At 66.2% G+C, this 23,732-nt stretch carries 18 protein-coding genes; 15 read left to right on the forward strand and 3 right to left on the reverse strand.

Going from position 1 to position 23,732, the window contains the following annotated elements; translation table 11 throughout:
* The first annotated feature begins 925 nt into the window (after window positions 1–925).
* Window positions 926–1,192 (forward strand): tlde1 domain-containing protein, encoded by a 267-nt coding sequence (locus tag VGM71_RS17610; protein WP_414675066.1) that lies wholly within the window; start codon window positions 926–928, stop codon window positions 1,190–1,192.
* Window positions 1,193–1,640: 448 nt separating this feature from the next.
* Here the strand turns inward: VGM71_RS17610 and VGM71_RS00785 are convergent, their stop codons facing one another.
* On the reverse strand, window positions 1,641–3,530 hold the full coding sequence (locus VGM71_RS00785; RefSeq protein WP_331541852.1) for an LTA synthase family protein: 1,890 nt from the start codon (window positions 3,528–3,530) through the stop codon (window positions 1,641–1,643).
* Between the two features lie 123 nt (window positions 3,531–3,653).
* On the opposite strand from VGM71_RS00785, the gene glnE reads away from it, so the two are divergent.
* The 4 genes from glnE (at window position 3,654) to VGM71_RS00805 (ending at window position 9,396) form a co-directional block, all read left to right on the forward strand.
* Complete coding sequence (glnE, locus tag VGM71_RS00790; protein ID WP_331541853.1) at window positions 3,654–6,542, forward strand: bifunctional [glutamate--ammonia ligase]-adenylyl-L-tyrosine phosphorylase/[glutamate--ammonia-ligase] adenylyltransferase; 2,889 nt, start codon at window positions 3,654–3,656, stop codon at window positions 6,540–6,542.
* Between the two features lie 48 nt (window positions 6,543–6,590).
* Window positions 6,591–7,523 carry a nucleoside hydrolase gene (locus VGM71_RS00795; RefSeq protein ID WP_331541854.1) on the forward strand — a complete coding sequence of 311 codons (933 nt, stop codon included), beginning with the start codon at window positions 6,591–6,593 and terminating at the stop codon, window positions 7,521–7,523.
* Between the two features lie 63 nt (window positions 7,524–7,586).
* Window positions 7,587–7,832, forward strand: a complete 246-nt coding sequence (locus VGM71_RS00800) for a type B 50S ribosomal protein L31 (RefSeq protein ID WP_331541855.1) — start codon at window positions 7,587–7,589, stop codon at window positions 7,830–7,832.
* Between the two features lie 268 nt (window positions 7,833–8,100).
* On the forward strand, window positions 8,101–9,396 hold the full coding sequence (locus VGM71_RS00805; RefSeq protein ID WP_331541856.1) for a citrate synthase: 1,296 nt from the start codon (window positions 8,101–8,103) through the stop codon (window positions 9,394–9,396).
* Window positions 9,397–9,533: 137 nt separating this feature from the next.
* Here VGM71_RS00805 and VGM71_RS00810 read toward each other — a convergent pair whose 3' ends face one another.
* Window positions 9,534–10,190, reverse strand: a complete 657-nt coding sequence (locus tag VGM71_RS00810; protein WP_331541857.1) for a hypothetical protein — start codon at window positions 10,188–10,190, stop codon at window positions 9,534–9,536.
* Between the two features lie 58 nt (window positions 10,191–10,248).
* Window positions 10,249–12,816, reverse strand: coding sequence for a penicillin-binding protein 1A (locus VGM71_RS00815; RefSeq protein ID WP_331541858.1), 2,568 nt, complete (start codon window positions 12,814–12,816; stop codon window positions 10,249–10,251).
* A gap of 238 nt (window positions 12,817–13,054) precedes the next feature.
* On the opposite strand from VGM71_RS00815, the gene VGM71_RS00820 reads away from it, so the two are divergent.
* The 10 genes from VGM71_RS00820 (at window position 13,055) to VGM71_RS00865 (ending at window position 23,732) form a co-directional block, all read left to right on the forward strand.
* Entirely contained in the window at window positions 13,055–14,113 is a 1,059-nt protein-coding gene (locus tag VGM71_RS00820; protein WP_331541859.1) for a pilus assembly protein PilM, read from the forward strand.
* Entirely contained in the window at window positions 14,113–14,859 is a 747-nt protein-coding gene (locus tag VGM71_RS00825) for a PilN domain-containing protein (RefSeq protein ID WP_331541860.1), read from the forward strand. Before VGM71_RS00820 ends, VGM71_RS00825 begins: the two co-directional genes overlap by 1 nt.
* Complete coding sequence (locus VGM71_RS00830; protein WP_331541861.1) at window positions 14,856–15,515, forward strand: type 4a pilus biogenesis protein PilO; 660 nt, start codon at window positions 14,856–14,858, stop codon at window positions 15,513–15,515. Before VGM71_RS00825 ends, VGM71_RS00830 begins: the two co-directional genes overlap by 4 nt.
* Window positions 15,515–16,042: a pilus assembly protein PilP gene (locus tag VGM71_RS00835; protein ID WP_331541862.1), complete on the forward strand. Its 528-nt coding sequence runs from the start codon at window positions 15,515–15,517 to the stop codon at window positions 16,040–16,042. The genes VGM71_RS00830 and VGM71_RS00835 overlap by 1 nt, the downstream gene beginning before the upstream one ends.
* Before the next feature lie 19 nt (window positions 16,043–16,061).
* A complete protein-coding gene (gene pilQ, locus VGM71_RS00840) occupies window positions 16,062–18,335 on the forward strand; it encodes a type IV pilus secretin PilQ (RefSeq protein WP_331541863.1) in 2,274 nt (757 codons plus the stop codon).
* Window positions 18,336–18,475: 140 nt separating this feature from the next.
* On the forward strand, window positions 18,476–19,468 hold the full coding sequence (locus VGM71_RS00845) for a MoxR family ATPase (protein ID WP_331541864.1): 993 nt from the start codon (window positions 18,476–18,478) through the stop codon (window positions 19,466–19,468).
* Window positions 19,465–20,385 carry a DUF58 domain-containing protein gene (locus VGM71_RS00850; protein ID WP_331541865.1) on the forward strand — a complete coding sequence of 307 codons (921 nt, stop codon included), beginning with the start codon at window positions 19,465–19,467 and terminating at the stop codon, window positions 20,383–20,385. Before VGM71_RS00845 ends, VGM71_RS00850 begins: the two co-directional genes overlap by 4 nt.
* Window positions 20,385–20,867, forward strand: coding sequence for a DUF4381 domain-containing protein (locus VGM71_RS00855; protein ID WP_331541866.1), 483 nt, complete (start codon window positions 20,385–20,387; stop codon window positions 20,865–20,867). Before VGM71_RS00850 ends, VGM71_RS00855 begins: the two co-directional genes overlap by 1 nt.
* Window positions 20,854–21,840 (forward strand): VWA domain-containing protein, encoded by a 987-nt coding sequence (locus tag VGM71_RS00860; RefSeq protein ID WP_331541867.1) that lies wholly within the window; start codon window positions 20,854–20,856, stop codon window positions 21,838–21,840. The genes VGM71_RS00855 and VGM71_RS00860 overlap by 14 nt, the downstream gene beginning before the upstream one ends.
* The gene (locus VGM71_RS00865; protein WP_331541868.1) at window positions 21,837–23,732 is read left to right on the forward strand and encodes a tetratricopeptide repeat protein; all 1,896 of its coding nucleotides are present in this window, start codon (window positions 21,837–21,839) and stop codon (window positions 23,730–23,732) included. Before VGM71_RS00860 ends, VGM71_RS00865 begins: the two co-directional genes overlap by 4 nt.

Genomic DNA, 23,732 nt, shown 5'->3' on the forward strand with positions numbered 1-23,732 from the left:
AGACCTTGGTGCCCACCCTCGAGGCGAGTTCCGCACAAGAGAGCGGCCGGAGGCCATGTAAGGACATAGGCCGCGCAAGCGGCCCTCCTTGCCGAACGCGGAGGACCTGTCTGAGCAGCGAGGGTGGGCACCAAGGTCTCCTGCGAGACGCTCAGGTGTAAAAGCGCCGTGGCGATACCGGGGCGCGCGAACGCCACGGCGAGCCTGATCGAACCAGCGGCAGGGTCGTCATCTAAGGCGGTGCTGATCCCCGATAATGCGTGAAGAACCTTTTTTGTCCCTCTCGGCCCCGCCCCCGTCGTCCCTGCGCAGGCAGGGACCCAGCGACTTATGCGCTCGAGGCAACCTCGTTCGCCACTAAACCGGATAGCCTGCTGATGCAGGCTCATGCTTTAAGCGGCTATGCCGCATGGATCTGTGGGCTCGGCTTCGCCATCGCATTGGTTGCACACCCCGACACCTCTCCTTGCACTGAGGCAATTCGACAGGAGAGCAGAGTTAGCCCGTGAGACCTCGAGAGTTGATAGCGTGCGCGTGCGCGTCGGGTAAGGCAGCGAAACGAAAAGTGAGAAACGTCTTATGGCTGCCGGGGGCGCCGATTCGTTAACCAGATCTGCAGGGGGTGGCAGATGGCCCTATAACCGGCGGAATTGCCGCCAATGGCGACTGGGCGGACGCGCAAGTGGCTTATCATCTTTGACGAAAGGTCACGACCACTATGGCCCGGCTGGCATAGGCGGTATGGACTGCTAAGTTCCTCCCGCAATCCATGTGTTTCACACGAAGGGGGCCTGCGCGAGCGGGGCTCCTTCGTCAGTTTTGGAAGATTGCAGTGTCCGATTTTCTCAAAGCCTGTGAATGGAAGACCACCGATAACAAGGAGTGCTACATGCTTGTTTGTAAGTTTCGTCTCAACAATCTGCCCATGAGTGCGTTATCGATCGGGGCCTCGAGCTTATGGTTTGCACTGTGTGCTGCAGATCTTCGTATTGACGACAATACATACTGCGACAGCGTGCTTCGCGGCCAATTTCGCCTGCATCCGGCCGTCTTGTTTGGGCGAAGTGCAGGATGCATAACTTTGCCTTTCATGCATGACTTTCATGTAGTGCGACACTTCATACGGCAACAAGAAATGTTCGATGTGCCCTGTACTAATCTGAAGGCGTACGGACAGGTCATCGTCTTGTGAAACGCATCGTTGCAGTGCTCTTGTGGGTGTTCTGGATCATCGTCATTACGATAATTGTCGTCCTGATGCGTTTCATAGTGGATCCGATTGATCCGCCTACGAGCGCAGTGGCGGATTTTTTCGTACGTAATTTTAGTCCCGGAAAGTCTGTAAATGAGGATGTGCTCACCTTGGGGTGGGGGCTAGAGCGAGTCCTGCCAGTCCATCTTGTTGGATATCTGGCGTGGCGAGGTTTTAAAGCGGTATTCCTCCGATAACCCTCGGTCGGGATGACGCAAACGATATCGCAACCCATTGCTTTGGCTCGCCCGTCACGGCACCTCCACGCGAGTCATGGCGGTGTGCGAGACGAACGCGATGGCGAAGCCGAGCACGTAGTTGCGGTGAAGCCGTTTAAAGCATGAGCCTGCGTTAGCAGGCTGTCCGATTTGTCAGCGGTGCGGGCACGCTACTGTCCCGCACCCGCGGCCGCGCTTTCCTCGGCATAACCCGGCCGTCGTGCAATCGCGTTCGTGTCGGGTACCGCGTACTGCGCCAACAGCGGGTCGAGCTTCCTCTTCATGCGCAGCTTCGCCACGTTGGCCATCGAGACGTCCGTGTAATTCAGCAGGCCCTCCTTGGCAGCGGTGGGTGCTCCCAGCGAGTTGGTGAGCGACGCCAGCCGCGGCGCGACGACCTGGGTCAGGGCGAAATAGGCGTCGTCGTGCACGCCTGCCTGCTCGAGCAACTTGCCGGGAAGCATCCACGCGGCAAGGTCTTCCGGTTTCGCCTGGGCCTGCCGCTGCGCGTCGATCAGGACGTACGGCACGGTGTGGGTCAGCATGTCGCTACCGTTGACGAAGCCGGCCTTTTCGAATGTCTCGGTGAGCGCCGGCAGATGGTCGCCGTAGAACAGCAACAGCGTCGGACGCTCGCGATGCTTCAGCAATTCGGCCAGGCGCCCAAGTTCCGTGTCCGCATGGCGCATGTGGTAGACGTAATTGCGCAGCTGCAGCTTCGCCTCTTCGCTGATGCCCTCGGGTACCGGAATCGCATCGCGAACCTTCGTATCGATATTGGCCGACTTGTCGTACGGGCCGTGGGCTTCCATGCTGATCGCGAAGACGAAGCGCGGCGGCCCCGAATCCTGCAGCTGACTCATGATCTCGTCGGTCATGGCGCTGTCGGCCATGTAGTCGCCGTCCTTGCGGTAATCCTTCGGGAAATCCGGCTGCGAGACGAAGCGGTCGAAGCCGAGCGACCTGAAGGCCGAGGTGCGGTTCCAGAAGGCGGCGTCATTGCCGTGCACCGCGATGGTTTCGTACCCGTGCGCGCGCAACGTGCGGACCAGGCTCGGCACCACGGCGGTATGCATCTGCAGGTACGGGAACTGCATGTCCGGGAAATAACGCAGCGATAGGCCGGTCAGCACCTCGAACTCGGTGCGGATCGTGCCGCCGCCGTAGGTGGGCACGTGCAGGCCGCCACTGCTGCCCTCGCGGGCAAGCCGGTGCAGGTTGGGCGCGAAGTCCTCGCCGTCGAGGCCGCGGACCACGGATGGGTCGAAGAACGACTCGCTCTGTACCACCACGATGTCCGGCGTCTGCCGGTGGTTGGCGGCAGCCGTCGCCATGTGCCGGCGCAGGTCGGCATCGGTGTCGGCGATGAAACGCCCCGCTTCGGCGGCGTCGGGCCTGGATTGCTTGCCGGCGTTCTGCAGGCGGTATTGCATGATCGTGGTGACCACGCCGTTGTCGCTCGCATTGGCCGCGGCGGACCAGGGGCGCCATCCCAGCCGGTCCTTGTCGTAGAGCGCCGACCAAGCAGGCGCTCCGGCCAGCAGCGTGACGATCAGGATGCCGAGGGCGGCGCCGGCGACCAGCCGGCGCGGCAGGGTGCGCCTGGCGAACAGCGGCGGCTCGTAGCGCGCCATGAGCGCGATGAGCGCGATCACCGCCAGAATGGCGAGGTAGGGCAACGGACTGGTGGGCAGGTAGCCGCCGAGCAAGTGCAGGCCGCCGTTCTTCAGTTGGCCGACCATGCGGAAGTCGGCCGGCAACAGCGGCGCGCCAAGGTTCTTCATCTTGATGGCGCTGACCATCAGCACGGCGCCCTGAGCCATGAAGGCGATGCCGAACGACAGCCAGGCGCGGCGGGTCAGGACGAGCAGGAAGGCGGCCAGCAGCAAGCCCGGGAAGGCGTTGGCCACCAGGTGCCAGGGACGCGACGCCCACTCGAGGCTGGCCACGCCCGGATTGCCGTCAAGAAAACCGGTGCAGAGAACGAAGGCCACGGCAAGGCAGAGCGGCAAGGCCACCCGCGCCGTAACGTCTCGCCAACGCTTTGAATCGACAGTCATAACATCCTCGTGTCACACCCCTGCCGCCTCAGGGTCATGGACTGTAACGCAACGGACATGAACGCGTTGTCCCGCGCACCGGGCGCGGTTTACCGCGCGTTAGGTGAGGCACAATGAGGCCTCATGAAAGCCCCTATGCAGGCTCCGCGCGAAAGCCCCGAACTCCGCGCACTGATCGACGCCCGTTATGCCGATGTGATGGCCGCCTGTCGTGCCGCTCGCATTCCCCTGTATGACGACGCGGGCGTCGCGGAGCGCATCCGCCGTACGTTGCTGGCATCCGACTTCGCCTTCGACGTCTTCCGCCGCCAGCCCGACCTGCTGGCCCCGGACGGCCTTGAGCGGCTTCGCGCCAATACGGACGCGGCCATGCGCGGCACGGCGCTCGACCTGCCGCTGGAAGAGGATCGTTGCATGGCCTCGCTGCGCCGCTTCCGGCACGCGGAGGCCCTGCGCATCGTCTTCCGCGACGTGAACGGGCTGGACGAGCTGGACGACACGTTGTCGTCGACCAGTACGCTCTACGAGACACTGCTAGAGCTGGCGCTCCGTTGGTCGGAGGCCTCTCTCCACGCACGCTATGGCCAGCCGCACGACCGCGCCGGCCATGCCCAGCGGATGGTGGTGCTTGGCTTCGGCAAGCTTGGCGGCAACGAGTTGAATTTCTCCTCCGATATCGACCTCGTGCTTGCGTATGCCTCGGGCGGCGACACCGACGGTGCGCGTCCGCTGGACAATGGTGAGTACTTCGTTCGCGAAGCACGCCAGCTGGTTCGACTGCTGGCCGAACCCACGGTGGATGGCATCTGCGCTCGCGTAGACCTGCGCCTGCGTCCGTTCGGACAGTCGGGGCGCCTGGCGCTGCCTTTCTCCGCCATGGAGCAGTACTACCAGCGCGAGGGACGTGACTGGGAGCGTTACGCGTGGATCAAGGCACGGCCGGTGGCCGGCGATCGTGCCGGTGGGCGCGAGTTGCAGGACATGCTGCGGCCCTTCGTCTACCGGCGTTACCTCGACTACACGGCTTTCGCGGGATTACGCGAAATGAAGGCGCTGATCGACGCGGAGGTCGCGCGGAAGGATCTTGCCGGGAACCTGAAGCTCGGCCCAGGCGGCATCCGCGAGATCGAGTTCATCGTGCAACTCACCCAGATGATCCGTGGCGGGCGCGATCCCGCGTTGCGGGTACGCGGCCTGCTGCCCGCACTGCGTGCCTGTGAGGCGCGAGGTTATATCCCCGCCGCGCGGGCGAAGTTGCTGCGCGCGTCGTACATGTTCCTGCGCCGGCTCGAGAATCGCGTGCAGATGTTGCGCGACGCGCAGACGCACGACATCCCCGAGGATTCGCTGTCGCGCGAACGTATCGCGCTCGGCATGGGCCATGCCTCCTGGGATGATCTCGCGCTTGAACTGGCGAAGCATCGCGATGCCGTATCGGGGGAGTTCGCCGCGGTGCTCATGCCCGAGGCCGGCAGTACGGCGGTGGCGCCCGCGGCCGATGTCGCCCTGTGGCAGGCGGCCTGCGACGAGACGCTCACCGCGGGCATGATGGAAGCCGCCGGTTTCGTTCCCGGCAACGACGTGGCCGAAGAACTCGTGAAACTACCGCGCGCGGCGGCGGTGCGATCGATGTCCGCGCGCTCGTCGGAACGCCTGCAACGCCTCATGCCGCAGCTGATGGACGCGGCGCACGAAAGCGTCGCGCCCGCGGCAAGCCTGCATCGCCTGCTCCGCCTCGTGCAGGCCGTGGCCCGCCGTTCTTCGTACCTCGCCCTGCTCGACGAACAACCGAATGCGCGCCGTCGCGTCGCCAGCGTGTTCGCCGACAGCGCCTTCCTTGCCGAGCGCGTGATCGCGCAGCCCCTGCTGCTCGACGACGTGCTCGATCCGCGCATCGACCAGTTGCCGTTGAAGCGCGCCGACATCTCGGCCGAGATCGTGCGGACGCTCGGCGCGCTGGACGAACGCGATGCCGAGCGCGAACTCGAGCGCATCAATGAGTTCCGCTCAAGCATCGCCTTCCGTCTCGGCCTCGCCTTCAACGACGGTCGCGCCGATGCGCCGGCCACGGCACGCCGCCTCGCGGGCCTGGCCGAGGCCGTGGTCGCGGCGATCCTCGCGCTGGCGACGCGCGAACTCACCGCCCAGCATGGCCGCCTGGCGGGCGACGGCAGCGGGTTCGCCGTGCTTGGTTACGGCAGCCTCGGCGGGGAGGAACTGGGCTTCGCGTCCGACCTCGACCTCGTCTTCGTCTACGACGGCAAGCGCGCCAACGCGATGAGCGATGGCCCGCGCCCGGTCGACGGCACGCGCTGGTACCAGCGTCTCGCCCAGCGTGTCATGCACTGGTTGAGCGCGCAGACCCACGCGGGCAGTCTCTACGACGTGGACACGCGGCTGCGTCCGGACGGTTCGAAGGGCTTGCTGGTCGCCAGTGTCGATGCGTTCGAGGCTTACCAGCGCGATCGCGCGTGGACATGGGAGCACCAGGCGCTGCTGCGCGCGCGGCCGGTCGCGGGCGATCCGGGTCTTGGCGAGGCGCTCGCGGGCATCCGCCGCGACATCCTGGCCGGGTCGCGCGACCCGGAGCGCGTTCGCACGGAAGTGGGGGCGATGCGCGTGCGCTGGCGTGGCGAGCGCGATCGTTCGGATGCGTCGCGCATCGACCTCAAGCAGGGCAGGGGCGCGCTGATCGACATCGAGTTCATCCTGCAGGGCATGGTGCTCGCGCATGCGTCCGTGTATCCCACCGTGCTCGATATGCCGGCCAGCAGCGTGCTGATCGATGCGCTCCGGGACGTGGGCCTGCTCACCCAGGCGCAGGCCGACACGTTGCACGTGGCGCATGCGGACCTGTTGCAGGCCGGGCTCACCTGCACCCTCGACCTGCGTTCCCGCATTGCCACGCGAACTCCGGCGCTCGAAGCACTGTGTGCCGGGGTGGAGCAGGTGGCGAACGAGCTCGGCTTCGACTTCGGCGCGCGTACCGATGCCGTCGTACAGGGTGCCTGATCGCACACCGGGCGCTATGCTGAGCGGCCGTTACGGAAAGCGATCCCGATGACCCGAGCCCCGTTGCTGATCGACACCGACCCTGGCGTGGACGACGCGCTGGCCATCCTCATGGCGCACCAGCACGCGGATGTGGTCGCGCTTACCGTCGCGGCAGGCAACGTCGGCCTGGGCCATACCGTGCGCAACGCACGCACCCTCGTCGAACTGATCGGCGCGCACACGCCCGTCCACCCCGGATGTCCTTCGCCCCTCGTGCGCGACCCGGATGAGGATGCGGCGTTCGTGCATGGCGCGGATGGCTTCGGGGACGTCGGTTTCGCGGAACCGGTCCACGCGGCCGAGGCCGAACACGCGGCGCTGGCCCTGGTCCGCCTGACCCGGGAGCGTCCCGGCGAGTTGACCCTCGTGGCGCTGGGGCCGCTCACCAACCTGGCCCTGGCCGTGCGCCTCGACCCGGCGCTACCCCAGCGGGTGAAGCGTCTGGTGATCATGGGCGGCGCGGTCACCGGGCACGGCAATACGGGCAAGGTGCCTGCCGAATTCAACATCGGCTTCGACCCGGAGGCCGCGCACGTGGTTTTCGAGGCCTTCCCGATGTTCGACCTGGTGGACTGGGAGGCGACGGTACGCCACGCGTTCGCGGACGAGGTCTACGAGCGCTGGGTGGCTTCCGGCGACCGTCGCGCCGCCTTCTTCGAGAAGATCTTCGGCACGGCGCGCCGCTTCAATGCCGGCCACGAGCGCACTGGGTTCATCGCCGCGGACGCGCTGGCCATGGCGGTGGCGCTGGATCCCAACATGGTCGTCCGGGCGGAAACCCGCCACGTGGCCATCGAACTGGATGGACGCCTCACCCGTGGCGCCACCGTGGTGGATTGGCATCGGCGCCTGGGTGGCCGGGGGAACGCCCGCATTGTCCTCGAGGTGGACCAGGACCGTTTCGCGGAACTGATTGCCGGAGCCCTGGGCGTTCCTTGACCGGGACTGGGACGCTGGCTACAATGCCGCTCTTTTCACCCCGCTATTTCTCAGGTTCAAGCCATGAAAGAGAACATCCATCCGAAGTACCAGCCGGTGGTCTTCCAGGACCTGTCGTCCGATTTCGCGTTCCTGACGCGCTCGACGATGTCCAGCAAGGACACCGTGAAGTGGGAAGACGGTAACGAGTACCCGGTGGTCAAGCTGGATATCAGCAGCCACTCGCACCCGTTCTACACGGGCAAGCAGAAGACGCTGGACGTCGGCGGCCGCGTCGACAAGTTCCGCCAGCGCTACGGTAAGAAGTAAGACCGGTTTCATCCGCGCGCCGCCTGCGGGGTGGCGTTTCGCGAGGATCCAGGACACGGGGCGAGCCCACGGCTTGCCCCGTGTCTTTTTGCGTTCGGCCCACACGATCCTCTAACGGACGTTCGAACGGGCTCTGTGCGATAATAGGGAACTCCGGCCGCACGCAGCGGCCGGTACGACGGTCTTCCCCAGGCTGCCGTTTTTCCCAACATCGCTACGTCGTTCCGGTCAGCGGAGCGGCGGGAACAGAGACAACGAGGAGCTCGCCGTGTCCGACGCCAAAACCGTCAAATTGGTCGATGAATCCAACCAGCCCGTGAGTGAACTGCCGGTCATCGGCGGCACGCTCGGCGCCGAGTGCGTCGACATCGGCACGCTGTACAAGGACACCGGTTATTTCACGTACGATCCGGGCTACGGCAGCACCGCCAGCACCAAGAGTGCCATCACGTACATCGACGGCGACAAGGGTGTCCTGCTGTACCGCGGCTACCCCATCGAGCAGCTGGCCGAGAAGTCGACGTTCCTCGAAACCTCGTACCTACTCCTCAACGGCGAACTGCCGAACAAGGACCAGTTCGCGAAGTTCGAGCACGAGATCACGCATCACTCGATGATGCACGAGAACCTCAAGTTCTTCCTGCGTGGCTTCAACCACGACGCGCACCCGATGGCCATGCTGGCGGGGTCCATCGCCTCGCTGTCTGCCTTCTATCACGACAAGCTGGACGTCGATAATCCGGAAGACCGCAAGCTTGCCGCGATCCGTCTTATCGCGAAGATGCCGACGATTTCCGCCGCCATCTACCGTCATTCGATCGGCTGGCCGACGCGTTACCCGCGCAACAACCTCGAATACGTCACTCGCTTCCTGCACATGATGTTCGAGGTGCCGAGCGAACCGCTGGAACTGAGCCCGGTGGTCGCGAAAGCGCTCGACCTGCTCTTCATCCTGCACGCCGACCACGAGCAGAACGCCTCGACCTCCACGGTCCGCCTGGTCGGTTCGACCGGTGCCAACCCGTATGCGTCGATCGCCGCCGGCATCACCGCGCTCTGGGGCCCGGCCCATGGCGGCGCGAACGAAGCCGTGCTCAAGCAGCTCGAGGAAATCGGTTCGGCCGATAAGGTCGAGACCGCCGTCAAACGCGCCAAGGACAAGAACGACTCCTTCCGCCTGATGGGCTTCGGCCACCGCGTGTACAAGAACTTCGACCCGCGGGCGAAGATCATCCGCGAGACGTGCCACAAGGTGCTAGAGGAGCTGGGCGTGAACGACCCGCTGCTCGAGGTAGCCATGAAGTTGGAAGAAGCGGCGCTGAAAGACGATTACTTCGTCGAGCGCAAGCTGTACCCGAACGTCGATTTCTATTCGGGCATCATCTACAAGGCGCTGGGTATCCCGACCGAGATGTTCACCGTGATGTTCGCCATCGCGCGCACCTCCGGCTGGATCTCGCACTGGATCGAACAGCACGAAACCCCGGGAGCGCGCATCGGCCGCCCGCGCCAGATCTACACCGGCGCCGACATCCGCGACTACGTTCCGGGCGACAAGCGCTAAGAAAAAAACCTCGCGAAAGCGAGGTTTTTTTTGTGTAGGAGCGCGCCCTGCGCGCGACATGTTTTCGCCGCTGTCCTGAAGTTTGCGCGCCAGCTCCAGGTTGCGGCCTCAAAACATATCGCGCGCAAGGCGCGCTCCTACAAGGCGGCATTGAACGCCTCGATGTCTTCCTTCGCCAGCAGTTCCTGCACCATCGCCGCCGTCGCGCGGCGCATGGGCCGGTCGTCCACGCGGTCCAGAGGTGCCTGGCGCAGCGCGTCGACGGGCAGCACCGTCAGGTCGAAGGGTATGCCGTCGGCACCGAACAGCAGCACGGGGTGCTCGGTCTGCTCCGTGCCCGACCAGCGCAGGCGGCGGGTTTGCGTTTCCAGCGGGATGCCTTGTTCGCGAAGGAATAGACCAGGCGCGTCGGGATCGTCGCTGAAGACATGAAGGCACACTGCGGAATGTTCATCGGCGGTGCCGTCGAGTACCGCGCCAACCAGGCGCGCATCGAACCCGCGCAGGAAACGCATGGCTTCCACCGCGGCTTCGCGCCGCGTGCGCAGTGCCTGCGGCTGCGAGTCGCCATGGAAAAGGCGCTGGTGCTCGCGCAGCGCGTCCTCGATCTCGTTGTTGCGGGGCAAGGCCTGCGTATCGATGATGCCGAGCCGCTCGGCAGCCTTCAGTTTCGCGTGATGGAAGTCACGGATGCCATGCTCGCTCATCAGGCGCGCCGCCTCCTGGGCGACGAGGACGCGATTGCGCTGCGTCCGGTCCTGGGCATGGATCCTGTGGTGCTCGCCTCGTGCCATGACTCACCCCCGTGTGGTGTGTTCGTGTGCCGGACACGCGCCGTTGCTCGGGCACGCGTCAGAAGATGTCGTAGGCGTGTTCCTGCTGCTCCTCCTGTTGTTTCTGCGTCGCCTGTTCGCGAAGTCGATCGACATCTTCGACCTTCATGATCTCGTTCATGCCGCCGGGCGAGGGTAGCCCGGAGCCCGGATCGATCTGTACCGTGGCGATGCCGGGCGGCATGGCCAGCGTGTGCGAGGGTTTGTCCTTGAGGACGGCACCCATGTAATCCATCCAGATCGGCAGCGCGGCCTTGGCGCCGAATTCGCCACGCCCCAGCGAGCTGAAGTCGTCGAAACCGACCCACACCGCCGTGGACACGTCGCCGTTGAAGCCGACGAACCACGCGTCGCGATGGTCGTTCGTGGAGCCGGTCTTGCCCGCGATGTCGTCGCGGCCGAGTGCCTTCGCCGCGGCGCCCGTGCCGCGCTTCACCACGTCCTGCATAAGCGAGGTCACGAGGTAGTCGTTGCGGACGTCGATCACGTGTGGAGCGAGCTTCGGTGTTTCCGAGGCGTCCGCATGCGCATCGGCCGGCAGTACGGCGTCCCCCGTGCCGCTGCCCGCGGTGCTGCCCGCGGTCGCCGGGCGGGCGGGAATCAGCGCGGTGGACGCCTGGGTCGGCGGGCCCGGTGGCGTCGGGTTGAGCAGGCGCTGCTGACAGTCCGCGCACGCGCGCTCGGGATTGGCGACATACACGGGGTTGCCGTCGCGGTCGTCGATCCGCGCGATGAAATACGGCGTGACGAGGTAGCCGCCGTTGGCGAACACGGCGTAGCCGCGTGCCATGCTCATCGGCGATACCGAGGCGGTGCCGAGCGCCAGCGAAAGGTTTTGCGGCAGCGCATCGGGTGTGAAGCCGAAGCGTGTCACGTATTCGCGGGCGTAGCGCAGGCCGAGCGCATCGAGAAGGCGCACCGACACCAGGTTCTTCGACTTCACCAGCGCCTCGCGCAGGCGCATCGGGCCGTCGAACTTGCCGTCGTCGTTGGACGGCGTCCACATGCCGTCGGGACGGGACGGATCGGGGAAGGCCACGGGCGCGTCGTTGACGATCGAAGCCGGCGTGAAGCCGCGGTCGAAGGCGGCCGAATACAGGTAGGGCTTGAAGCTCGAGCCCGGCTGGCGCGCGGCCATCACGGCGCGATTGAACTTCGAGCGCACGAAGCTGAAGCCGCCGACGAGCGCACGCACCGCGCCGTCTTCGGGATCGAGCGATACCAGGGCCGCCTGCACGGCGGGAATCTGGGTGAGGCGCCATGCGAGCTTTGGCTCGGGGTTGGCGGCCGGCGCGGCATTGCCGTCGGTGGCGACGTCCTCGTTGACCTCGTCCTTGGCGGCGCGGAACAGGCGGACGACGTCGCCGCGCTTCAGCACGGCATCGACGCGGGTGGGCGCGGCGCCGGCGCGGCCTTCGTTGACGTAGGGACGCGCCCAGGCCATGGATTCCAGGGTCAGCGTGACAGTCTCCTTGGCCGAGAGGTACACCTTGGCCTCCTTCGTGCCCGTCTCCGTGACGATGCCGGGGATCATGCCAGCCACGCTCGTGTAGCCGGCGAGAACGCGGTCGAAATCCTCGGGACCGGCCTGGGCCGGCAGTTCCTCGTGGCCCTCGGGGCCGCGATAACCGTGGCGACGGTCGTAGGCCGAAAGCCGGCTGCGCAAGGCTTCGTTGGCCGCGGCCTGGCTGTCGCTGGGCACCGTGGTGTGCACCACGTAACCCTCGGTGAGCGCGTCGTTGCCGAGCTTTTCGAGCACCTGCTGGCGGACCATCTCGGCCAGGTAGGGCGCGTCCACCTCGATCTGTTGTTCGTGCGGGAAGGCGTCGTTGGGTTCCTGGATCGCCTGGCCGTATTCGGCCTGGGTGATGAAGCGGTTGCTCAGCATCTGGCCGAGCACCCAGTTGCGCCGGGTGAGCAGGCGCTTGGGGTTGTTCAGCGGATTGACGACCGAGGGCAGCTGGAAGGTGGAGGCCAGGGCCGCGCATTCGGCCACGGTCAGCTGGTCGGGGTTCTTGCCGTAGTAATACGCGGCGGCGGCGGCCAGTCCGTACGATCGGTGGCCAAGGAACATCTTGTTGATGTAGAGCTCGAGGATCTGGTCCTTGCTGAGTTCGTTTTCCATGCGCAGGGCGATGAACATCTCGGTCAGCTTGCGCGAGTAGAGCTTCTCGGGGCTGAGGAAGAAGTTGCGCGCCACCTGCTGGGTGATGGTGGAGCCGCCGGGGCCCTTGTCGCCGCCGGAGAGGATCACGTGGATGCCGGCGCGCGCGATGCCGTGCCAGTCGACACCGGGATGGCTGTAGAAATCGGCGTCTTCGGCAGACAGGACGGCATTCTTGAGCCGCGCGGGTACATCGGCGATATGCACCGGGATGCGCCGGGTCTCCCCGAAGGACGCAATAAGTCGGCCGTCGGAGCTCAGGACCCGCAGGGGTACCTGCATATGGTAATCGCGCAGTACCGCCACGGACGGCAGGCGTGGGGAAAGGAGCCAGTAGGCGACGCCCACGGCGCCAACCACGAAGAGGATGCCGGCCAAGGCCAGGTACAGCGCATAGCGCAGCAGACGCTTGAGGATTCGCATGGGTGGGGAGGGGTCACCGCCTTGTGTGTCGGGGCCGAGTATAGAACCAAGCAGGTTCCCGGGCGCCGGGGGGGCGGGGTTCGACCCGATGTGAACGGCATTCGCTAACCCAGTGACTGGATTTGTGAATTAGTGCCGGTAAGTGGTCTTGGGGGCCGTTGCTAATCCGTTAAGTTTTGAGCTTTAATGCCTCCGCGCCGTAGACCAATTCCGACAAGGCGCGGGGAAGGGGGACATCGTGGGGCTCTTTACACCCAAAGCGGCGCCGTTAATCGGCGTCGATATCAGCTCGACCGCGGTAAAGCTGCTTCAGCTCAGCCACGCCGGCGGGCGTTATCGCGTCGAGCATTACGCCGTCGAGCCGCTGCCACCCAATGCGGTGGTGGAAAAGAACATCGTCGAGGTCGAGGCGGTGGGGGAGGCCATACGGCGCGCCCTGGCCCGATCCGGCGCCAAGAGCCGGCACGCGGCGGCTGCCGTGGCAGGCTCGGCCGTGATCACCCGAATCATCCCCATGTCGGCGGACCTGTCCGATGACGACCTCGAAGGACAGATCCAGGTCGAGGCGAACCAGTACATCCCCTACCCGATCGAGGAAGTCAGCCTCGATTTCGAGGTCCTGGGGCCAGTTCGCGACAATCCCGAAATGAACAATGTGCTCCTGGCCGCCTCGCGGACGGAGAACGTGGACATGCGCATCGCCGCGCTCGACCTGGGGGGGCTGACCGCCCGGGTCGTCGATGTCGAGGCGTTCGCCATGGAGAACGCCTTCGGCATGGTCGCCGACCAGTTGGCAGTCTCGCGCGACGCACTGGTGGCCGTGGTGGACATCGGCGCAACCATGACCACCCTGGCGGTGCTGAAGAACCAGCGCACCATCTACTCCCGCGAGCAGGTCTTCGGCGGCAAGCAGCTGACCGACGAAATCATGCGCCGCTACGGCCTTTCGTACGAGGAAGCGGGCCGGGCGAAGCGCAAGGGCGGCCTGCCCGAATCCTACGAGACCGAAGCGCTCGAGCCGTTCAAGGAGTCGTTGGTCCAGCAGGTGAGCCGCCTGCTCCAGTTCTTCTTCGCCGGCAGCGAGTACAGCCGTGTCGACCAGGTGGTGCTGGCTGGCGGCTGCGCCGCCATCGACGGCATCACCGAACTGCTCGAACAGCAGCTTGGCGTGCCCTGCGTGGTGGCCAATCCGCTGGCCCGCATGGCGTTGTCCAGCCGGGTCCAGGCCCAGACCCTCGCCCAGGACGCACCCGCGCTGATGATTGCCGTCGGCCTGGCCATGAGGAGCTTCGACTGATGGCACACATTAACCTGCTCCCCTGGCGTGCGGAGCGCCGCAAGCAACGCGAAAGGGAGTTCTATATCCAGCTGGGCCTGGCCTTCGGTGCGGCACTGGTGGTGCTCATCGCCTGGTCGTTCTGGATGGACGCCCGCATCAGCAACCAGGGCGACCGGAACACCTACCTGCAAGGCGAGATCAAGCAGCTCGACGACCGCATCGCCAGGATCAAGGACCTGGAAAAGGTCCGCGCCGACCTGCTCCAGCGCAAACAGATCATCGAGCAGCTGCAGGCGAATCGCTCGCAGATGGTCCACCTGTTCGACGAACTGGTGAAGACGATTCCGGCCAGCGCCCGCCTGTCCGGCATGAAGCAGTCGGCCACGTCCATGTCGCTGGACGGCGTGTCGCAGTCCAACTCCTCCGTGGCCGAGTACATGCGCAATATCGAGGCATCGCCGTGGATGGGCCATGTCGACCTGCGCAAGACGGAAAACACCCATGACGCGTCGCGCATGCCATATCGCTTCGGCCTCGACGTCCGTCTGAGCAGCCCCGCTGACACCCCCCAGGGCGCAGCCCCGGCCGGCTCGTCCACGGCTCCCGCCCCGGCAAAGCCCGCTGCCATGTCCGTGCCATCGGCGAAGGCCGCCGCCGGCGTGCCCGTGGCAGCCGTGCCGGGCGCGGTCGCACCGGTTACGCCGGCACCGCCGGTCACGCAGCCGCCTTCGGACGCTCCGGCCCCGGCAGGAGCCAAGCCATGAAATTCCTGGACGATCTGCGCAACCTCGATCGCCACAACGTCGGTGGCTGGCCCAAATCGATCAAGCTGTTTTTTACTGGCCTCGTATTCGTCGTGGTCCTGCTGGCGGGCTGGTATTTCCAGATCAGCAATCAGCAGGACGACCTGGCCAATGCCGAAGGCCAGGAAGAACGCCTGAAGGTGGAGTTCTCGCAGAAGCAGGCCAAGTCGGCCAACCTCGAGGCCCTGGAACAGCAACTCGCGGATATGCAGGACATGCTGCGCACCCTTCTGCGCCAGCTGCCCAGCAAGACCGAGATGCCGGAGCTGCTCATCGATATCTCGCAGACGGCGCTCGCCGCGGGTATCGAGAACGAGTTGTTCCAGCCGGGCCCGGAAACGCCGAAGGACTTTTACGCGGAGAAGCCGATCACGCTGCGCATGGTCGGCACCTACCACCAGTTCGGCACCTTCATCAGTGGCGTGGCCTCGTTGCCGCGCGTGGTGATCCTGACCCTGCACGACGTTTCTCTCAGTCCGAAGGATCCCGGCAAGGATGGCAAGGGTTCGTCATCCGGCCAGCTCGTCCTCCAGGGTACGGTCAAGACATACCGCTACCTCGATGACGATGAGACGGCAAAGCCGTCGAAGACGGCGAAGAAGGGGAAGAAGAAGTGATGACCCGCGACCACGCCATCCTTCGCTCCGTCATGCTTGCCCTTTTCGCCACGCTGGCCTTGGCTGGCTGCACACGCGGCACCGCCGACCTTCGTGAATGGGTCGATGCCGAGAAGCACAAGAAAGGCGAGCCCATCCCGCCGCTGCCCGTGATCCGCACGTTCGAGACCTTCGCCTACCAGGACCAGGGCGCCCGCGATCCATTCAGCCCGAGCACGGCAGAGATGGATACCGCGGTCTCCAGTGGTCCGCGCCCGGACGAGAACCGTCCCAAGGAACCGCTGGAAATGTTTTCACTGGACAGCCTGAAGATGGTTGGCACGGTTGGTGCTGGTCGTAGCCTGGAGGCGCTCGTGAAGGATCCCGGAGGGGTGATCCATCGGGTCCACCGCAATGAATACATGGGGCAAGCCTACGGGCGGATCGTCGCCGTGGGCGAGGACCGGATCGATCTGGTCGAACTGGTGCCTAACGGTTCCGGTGGTTGGATGGAGCGTCCGGCAGGCATCGCGGTCGGTGAGAAATAAGAACTCGGGGATGACGCACATGACGACCAAACTCAATCATCTGCCGGGTAGCGCGCGCTATCGGTCGCGCCGCTGGATCCTCGGCGTCACGCTGGCTGTCGCCGGTGCCTTCGCCGGCACCGCCGCGGCGGCCAACGCGCTGCAGAACGTCAGCTACGACGCCCAGCCAGGCGGCCGCGTCGAACTGACCCTGGCGTTCTCAGAGCGGGCACCGGACCTCAAGGTCTTCACGACCAGCAATCCGCCTCGCATCGCCATCGACCTGGCGAATACAGGCAATGCCTTCAGTACCCGACACATCGATATCGCCAAGGGCTCGACCTCGGGTGTCTCGGTGGTGTCTGCCGGCGGACGCACCCGCGTCACCGTGGAACTGTTCCGCGATTCGGCCTACAAGACCCGGGTGGATGGAAAGAACCTCGTCGTCACCGTGAACAATGGACCGACCGGTGCCACGACCACGACCGCCATCGTGTCCGACCCGACGAAGGCCCTGCCTTCGAGTGCCGGCACGCCGCTGGACAACATCGACTTCCGCCGCGGCCAGAATGGTGAAGGCCGGGTGCTCGTCACCCTCGGCAGTGCCACGTCCACGCCGGAAATGCATCGCGAAGGCGACCATGTAGTGGTCAGCCTGCCGGGCACTACGCTGCCGACGAAGCTCAACCAGCGCCTCGACGTGCTCGACTTCGCCACGCCGGTGCAGGCCATCGAGCCCAGTTCGCGGCCGGGTGGCGCCCGCCTCGACATCCGCACGAAGGGTGAGGTCGAGGTATCGGCCTACCAGAACGGCACCGAGTACGTTGTCGAGGTTGCGGCGAAGAAGGTTGCCGCAGCGACCGGCAAGAACGCCAAGGGTCAGGAACCGACGTATTCGGGTTCGCGCCTGACCTTCAACTTCCAGGACATCCCCGTTCGTTCGGCCCTGCAGTTGATCGCCGACGAAGCCAAGCTGAACCTGGTGGCCTCCGACAGCGTCGGCGGCAGCGTCACCCTTCGTCTCGTCAACACGCCTTGGGACCAGGCGCTGGACGTGATCCTGCGCGCCAAGGGCCTCGACAAGCGCCGTAGCGGCAACGTCATCTGGATCGCGCCGCAGGCCGAACTCGCCAACTACGAGCAGAGCCTTGCCGACGCTCGCCAGAAGGCCGAGGACTCCGCCGAACTGATCTCCGATTACATCCCGATCAGCTATGGCAAGGCGGAAGACATCGCCAAGCTGTTGACCCAGGGCAGCATGCAGGGCGGTGGCGGTTCGAGCGGTGGCTCCACCCGCGGGTTCCTTTCGCCGCGCGGCAGCGTCTCCTTCGACGACCGCACCAATACGCTGCTCATCAACGACACGCCGGATAAGATCCGCGACCTGCGCGAACTCATCGGCACGCTCGACCGCCCGGTGCAACAGGTGCTGATCGAATCGCGCATCGTGGTCGCCACCGACCAGTTTACCCGTCAGCTCGGCGTCCGCTGGGGTGCCCAGGGCTTCAACCGCAACAGCGGCAACATCGTCGGTACGACACCGGACCTCAGCAGCGGAGGCACGGGTACGACAGGTGGCGGTACAGCCGGCCTGGTAACAGGCGTCCACAACAGCGACGTGAACTACCAGAACGCGCTCAACCAGTGGAACGCCAACGGCAGGACCGGCGACATTCCGGTGCCGGGTGCTTACACCCTGCCGGGTGGCTACAACGTCAACCTTCCGGTTTCTAACCCTGCCGGTAGCATCGGCCTGGCGATCCTGGGCGCGAACTACCTGGTCGACCTCGAACTGTCGGCGGCGCAGACCGAAGGCCGCAGCGAAGTGATCTCCAGCCCGCGTGTCATCACCGCCAACCAGCAGGAAGCGGTGATCAAGCAGGGTACCCAGATCGGCTATGTCACTTACCAGGCGTCGGGCTCGGGCGGCGGTGCGCAGAACGCCACCGTGCAGTTCAAGGATGCCGTTCTCGAGCTGCGGGTGACCCCGACGATCACGGCCGACAGCCGCGTCTATCTGAAGATCAACGTGAAGAAAGACGCCCTGGCCGCGCTCGTGCCAAGTCCAGGCGGCGGTTCGGTCCCGCAGATCGACACGCGCGAGATCAATACGTCCGTGCTGGTCGATAACGGCCAGACCGTGGTGCTCGGCGGCATCTACGAAATCACCAAGTCCAACACCACGGACAAGGTGCCTGGCCTCGGCGATATCCCGGGTCTTGGTGCGCTGTTCCGCCGCACGAACCGCAGCAACGACAAGGCCGAGCTGCTGATCTTCGTCACGCCGCGCATCCTGAGCGATACGCTGCAGTAAAGGCGCCCTCGTCAGCCGTTCCGAACGCCCGCGGAAACGCGGGCGTTTTTTCTTCCGGGGCGGATACTGACCTTCGGGCCTAAACTTCCGGGCCGCTCTGTGGTCTGATCGGGCCTTCGCCTTTGCCCCGGAATGCCCCGATGTCCGCTACGCCGATCGCCGCCACTCCGCTCCAGGACGCCTTCGTCCGCCTGCGCGAGGACCTGGCCCGGAGCATCATCGGCCAGCCGCACCTCGTCGAATGCCTGCTGATCGCGCTGCTGGCCGACGGCCACCTGCTGGTAGAGGGCGCTCCGGGGCTTGCCAAGACCACGGCGATCAAGGCGCTCGCCACGCGGGTCGAGGCCGATTTCCACCGTATCCAGTTCACACCGGACCTGCTTCCGGCCGATCTCACCGGTACGGACATCTTCCGGCCGCAGACCGGCAGCTTCGAGTTCGAGCGCGGCCCGCTGTTCCACAACATCGTGCTGGCGGACGAGATCAACCGCGCACCCGCCAAGGTGCAGTCCGCGCTGCTCGAGGCCATGGCTGAGCGCCAGATCACCATCGGGCGGCGCACCTGGCCGTTGCCGGACCTGTTCATGGTGATGGCCACCCAGAACCCGATCGAGCAGGAGGGCACGTTCGCCCTGCCGGAGGCCCAGCTGGACCGCTTCCTCATGCACGTGACCATCGGCTATCCGGACGCCGACGCGGAGCTGGCTATCCTCCGCCTCGCCCGTGAGCAGGCCCGCGCGGTACGGCATCCGACAGCGCCGCCAGCCCATCGCCTGCGCCCCGACGATGTGTTCGCCGCCCGCGACGCCGTACTCGCGGTGCACATGGCCGAGCCGCTGGAGCTCTACCTCACCCAGCTCGTGGTGGCCACGCGCGATGCCGGCCGCTACGGCCAGGAGCTGGCGCGTTGGATCGCCTGGGGCGCCAGTCCTCGCGCGACCATTGCGCTCGACCGCTGCGCGCGCGCCCATGCCTGGCTCGCCGGCCGGGACTACGTCGTGCCCGAGGACATTCACGCCATCGCGCACGAGGTGCTTCGCCATCGCGTGCTGCCCAGCTACGAGGCGGAAGCCGAAGGCGTGCGCATCGACACGGTGATCGAGCGCCTGCTGGACCTCGTTCCGCTGCCGTGACCGCCACCGCTCCCAGCGCCGACGGGCGCGTCCATGTGTCGCTGCCCGAACTGATCGCCCTGCGTTCGCGTGTGGCGCGTGCTCCCGCGCCGCCGGTGGTGTCCCGGGTGCAGCGCAGCGGACAGCGGCCGAGCCGGCTGCACGGGCGTGGCATGGACTATGCCGAATCGCGCGTCTACCAGGCCGGCGACGATGTGCGCCGCATGGACTGGCGGCTCACGGCGCGTAGCGGTGTCGCGCATACGAAGCTGTTCCAGGAGGAGCGCGAAGGACGCCTGCTGGTCCTGCTCGATACGAACGCGAGCATGCGTTTCGGCACGCGCACGCGCTTCAAGTCCGTGCAGGCTGCGCGCGCCGCGGCCATGGCCGCCTGGTATGCGGTCCGCGGGGCCGATCGTGTCGGCGTCCTGGCCTTCGGCGGGCAGCGCCAGCTGTTGCGACCGCAGGGCGGTGCACGTGGCGCACTGGCCTTCGCGGGTGCCATCGCGGCCTGGGATGCGTTGCCTCCAGGCGAAGACGAAACACTTTCCGGGGCTTTGCAGCGAGCGGGAAGGCTCATGCACGGCGCTTCGCGCGTCCTGCTTGTCAGCGACGGCTTCGCGGTCGACGCGGCGGCGCGGGGGCGCATGCTCGGCCTTGTTGCCAAGGCCGAAGTCGCGGTATTGACGGTTGCCGATCCGCTGGAACTGTCGGAGCCCCCGGCGGGCCGCTATCCCTTCGCTCATCGCGGCGTGCACTACGACGTGGTGTTGCAAGGCGAGCGCCAGCGTGCGGATTTCGCGCGTGGCCTGGGCGAAGGCCATCGTCGCCTGGAAGAACTCTGCGGCGGTCTGGGCCTGCGCCATCGCACGGTGGATACGAACGCCGATCCCCTCGATGCCATCGTGGCCCTGCTCGGCACGGCGAGGGCGCGCTGATGCCCGCCAACGGACCCGAACTCCGCGACATCCACGTTCCCCACGTGTCCATGTGGTGGCCGCTGGCACCGGGCTGGTGGGTGCTGCTGGCGCTTCTCGTGCTCGGCGTGATCGCACTGGTCATCGTCCTGCGCTGGCGGGCGGCGTGGCGGCGCTATGTCGATGCATCGCTCGCGGACCTGCGCGAAGCGTTGGCACGGCACGCGGAAAACGGCGACGCCCTCGCTTTCGCGGCCACGGCGAGCCAGCTCGTGCGCCGCGTCGCTCGCATGCGCGACCCGCGCAGCGTCACCTTGTCCGGCGCGTCGTGGCGCGATGCGCTCGCGGCGATGACGCCGGGGCACGATGTCGCCGCGCTCGCTACGCTGGACGAAGCGAAATACCGGCGCGGTACCGATCTCGACGTGGCGCGATCCGCGCGCGAGGTGGAGGCATGGGTGCGTGCCGCCATGCGCAGGAGGCGTGCCCATGTCGCTACCTGAGTTCGCCTGGCCCTGGATGTTCCTCGCGCTGCCGCTGCCCTGGCTGCTGCGGCATGTACTGCGCCCGCTGAAGCCCGCGCAAGCGCTGAACCTGCCGCAGCCGGGACTCGTCCTCGTGCAATCGTCGCTGACCAGGGCGCCCTTCGCCGCAACGCTCCTGCTCGCGCTGGCCTGGCTTTGCCTGGTTGCCGCGGCGGCACGTCCGCAGCACCTCGGGCCGCCCGAGCCGCAGCGGCGCAGTGGCCGTGCGCTGATGATGGCGGTGGACCTTTCCGGCAGCATGTCGCTCGATGACATGCAGCTGGCGGGTCGCCAGGTCACGCGCTTCGCCGCCGTCGAGGCGATCGCCGGCGACTTCATCGATCGCCGGGCGGGTGACGAACTGGGCCTGATCCTGTTCGGTTCGCAGGCATATCTGGTCACGCCGCTGACCTACGACCTGGATGCCGTGCGCGCGCAGTTGCACGGCGCCGTCGTCGGCCTGCCCGGACGCGAGACGGCTATCGGCGATGCCTTGGCCGTTGCCGTGAAGCGCCTCGCCGATATGCCCGAAGAAGCTCGCGTCGTCGTGCTGCTCACCGATGGCGTCAACAACGCGGGCTCGATCGCACCGCGTGAAGCGGCGCGTGCGGCGAAGGCGGCGGGCGTCCGCGTGTACACCATCGGCATAGGCGCCAACGCCATGCGCGTGCCCGACTTCTTCGGGAGCCGCGTGGTGAATCCCTCGGCCGACCTCGACGTTGGCATGCTGACCGACATCGCCAACCAGACCGGTGGACGCTTCTTCCGCGCCACCGATACGGACGAACTCGCGAAGGCCTACCGTGCCATCGACGCGCTCGAGCCCGTGCCTCAACAAGGGGCGGCACTGCGCCCCCGCTTCGAACTGTTCCGGTGGCCGCTGGTGATAGCGCTCGCGCTGTTCGCCCTGGCCGTGTTGCCGCGCTATGTCGGTGCGAGGGCCTCCGCATGAAGACGTGGCTTGCCGACTTCCATTTCATCGAACCGCGCTGGCTTTGGCTGCTGCTGCTCGTGCCGGCGCTCGCATGGCTCGTGGCCCGGCGCAGGGCCGGCGAGCGCATGCTCGCGCGCATTGCCGATCCGGTTTTGCTTCCGTACCTGCTTGACGGCACGCCGTCGGCGTCCCGTGCGCCGGTCGCGGCCTTCGTCACCGCGGCGCTGCTTGCCATCCTCGCGCTCGCCGGTCCGTCGTGGAACAGGCAGACCCAACCGTTGTTCGCCGAGCGTGCCGCGCAGGTGGTCGTGGTGTCGATGTCGCGGCACATGCTCTCGCACGATGTCGTGCCCGACCGGTTGAGCCGTGCGCGCTACAAAGTGCGCGAGCTTTACGCCGCCAATCGCGACGGATTGAACGCTCTCATCGCGTATACCGGCGAAGCCTTCACCGTCGCGCCGCTTACCACCGATGCGCATAGCGTCGACGACCTCCTGACCGCTTTGGCGCCGGACACCATGCCCGTGGAAGGGGACGATCCGGGCAAGGCCATCGATCTCGCTGCCGATCTCATTCGCCGTGCCGACCTGCGCGGTGGTTCGATCGTGCTGGTGACCGACCGCGCGGACGCGAGCGCCATGGCCGCCGCGCGCCGCGCGCGTACCGCCGGCGACCGCGTATCGGTGCTGGGTGTCGGCAGCGTGCGTGGCGGTCCCATCGCCACCGACGACGGTGGCTTCCTCAAGGATGCCCGTGGCGACATCGTGATGGCGCCGCGCGATGACGCCTCGCTGGCCTCCGTTGCCGAAGCGGGTGGCGGTCGCTTCGTGCCGGTCGCGAACGATGCGTCCGATGTGGACGCCCTGGCCGGGCTAGCGCACGGCGATGGCGGCGGCCAGGCGGTGGAAGGTGCCGCCTCCGGCGAATGGCAGGACCGCGGTCCGTGGTTGCTGCTGCCGTTGCTGCCGATCGTCGCGCTCGCCTTCCGACGCGGCTGGTTGCTCGTGTTCGCGCTCGCTCTCATGCCGCTTTCCCCGGTCCACGCGGATGGTATCGCCGACATCTTCCGCACACGCGACCAGCAGGCGGCGCGCGCACTGGCCGAGGGCGACGCGCAGCGTGCCCAGGCATTGGCGAAGGACGCTTCCCTGCGTGGCGCCGCGGCCTATCGCGCCGGCGATTACGCTGCGGCGGAAAAGGCACTCGCACGACGTGGCGACAGCGACTCCCAGTACAACCTTGGCAATGCGTTGGCGAAACAGCAGCGTTACGAGGACGCCATCGCCGCGTACGATCGTGCGCTGAAAGCAAACCCGCACAACGACGATGCCGCGGCCAACCGCAAGGCCGTCGCGGATTTCCTGAAGAAGCAACAGGAAGACAAACAGAAACAACAGGACAAGCAGGGCGGCCCGGGTAAGCAGGACAAGGACCAGAAGGGCCAGTCGGGCGATAAGGACCAGCAACAGGGCCAGCAGGATGGCCAGGATGGAAAGCAGGGCGAAAGCGGGAAGCAGTCCGGTGCCGGCGGTAACGAAAACGGCGCGCAGCAGGGTGCGCAGGACAAGGCAGGCGAGGGCGAAGGCGGCGATCGCAGCAAGGACAACGGCAAGGCGCAGGCCCCGCAGGGCGATGCGACGGCGAAATCGGAGGCGGAGCGCGCGCAGGCTCAACAGGCGCAGGCGGCGTTGAAGCAGAAGATGGACCAGGCCCTCGCCGGTAAGGGCGAGGGGAAAGACGGCGACAAGGAACACGATCTAGGCACCGTTTCCGGCGACGACCCTTCGTCGAAACTGCCGGCCGACGTACAGCGCGCGCTGATGCGCGTGCCGGACGATCCGGGTGGCCTGTTGCGGAGGAAATTCATGCTCGAATATCAACGCCGCCATGGCGCGGAGCCGGAAGAATGA

Origin of the sequence: Luteibacter sp. (genome assembly GCF_036499525.1) — a bacterium.
Lineage (GTDB): Bacteria > Pseudomonadota > Gammaproteobacteria > Xanthomonadales > Rhodanobacteraceae > Luteibacter.

Excerpts from the sequence above, each read along its gene's own strand:
- VGM71_RS17610 (WP_414675066.1), top strand. The coding sequence starts at position 926 with ATGAGTGCGTTATCGATCGGGGCCTCGAGCTTATGGTTTGCACTGTGT.
- VGM71_RS00785 (WP_331541852.1), bottom strand. The coding sequence starts at position 3,530 with ATGACTGTCGATTCAAAGCGTTGGCGAGACGTTACGGCGCGGGTGGCC.
- glnE (WP_331541853.1), top strand. The coding sequence starts at position 3,654 with ATGAAAGCCCCTATGCAGGCTCCGCGCGAAAGCCCCGAACTCCGCGCA.
- VGM71_RS00795 (WP_331541854.1), top strand. The coding sequence starts at position 6,591 with ATGACCCGAGCCCCGTTGCTGATCGACACCGACCCTGGCGTGGACGAC.
- VGM71_RS00800 (WP_331541855.1), top strand. The coding sequence starts at position 7,587 with ATGAAAGAGAACATCCATCCGAAGTACCAGCCGGTGGTCTTCCAGGAC.
- VGM71_RS00810 (WP_331541857.1), bottom strand. The coding sequence starts at position 10,190 with ATGGCACGAGGCGAGCACCACAGGATCCATGCCCAGGACCGGACGCAG.
- VGM71_RS00815 (WP_331541858.1), bottom strand. The coding sequence starts at position 12,816 with ATGCGAATCCTCAAGCGTCTGCTGCGCTATGCGCTGTACCTGGCCTTG.
- VGM71_RS00825 (WP_331541860.1), top strand. The coding sequence starts at position 14,113 with ATGGCACACATTAACCTGCTCCCCTGGCGTGCGGAGCGCCGCAAGCAA.
- VGM71_RS00830 (WP_331541861.1), top strand. The coding sequence starts at position 14,856 with ATGAAATTCCTGGACGATCTGCGCAACCTCGATCGCCACAACGTCGGT.
- VGM71_RS00835 (WP_331541862.1), top strand. The coding sequence starts at position 15,515 with ATGACCCGCGACCACGCCATCCTTCGCTCCGTCATGCTTGCCCTTTTC.
- pilQ (WP_331541863.1), top strand. The coding sequence starts at position 16,062 with ATGACGACCAAACTCAATCATCTGCCGGGTAGCGCGCGCTATCGGTCG.
- VGM71_RS00845 (WP_331541864.1), top strand. The coding sequence starts at position 18,476 with ATGTCCGCTACGCCGATCGCCGCCACTCCGCTCCAGGACGCCTTCGTC.
- VGM71_RS00855 (WP_331541866.1), top strand. The coding sequence starts at position 20,385 with ATGCCCGCCAACGGACCCGAACTCCGCGACATCCACGTTCCCCACGTG.
- VGM71_RS00860 (WP_331541867.1), top strand. The coding sequence starts at position 20,854 with ATGTCGCTACCTGAGTTCGCCTGGCCCTGGATGTTCCTCGCGCTGCCG.
- VGM71_RS00865 (WP_331541868.1), top strand. The coding sequence starts at position 21,837 with ATGAAGACGTGGCTTGCCGACTTCCATTTCATCGAACCGCGCTGGCTT.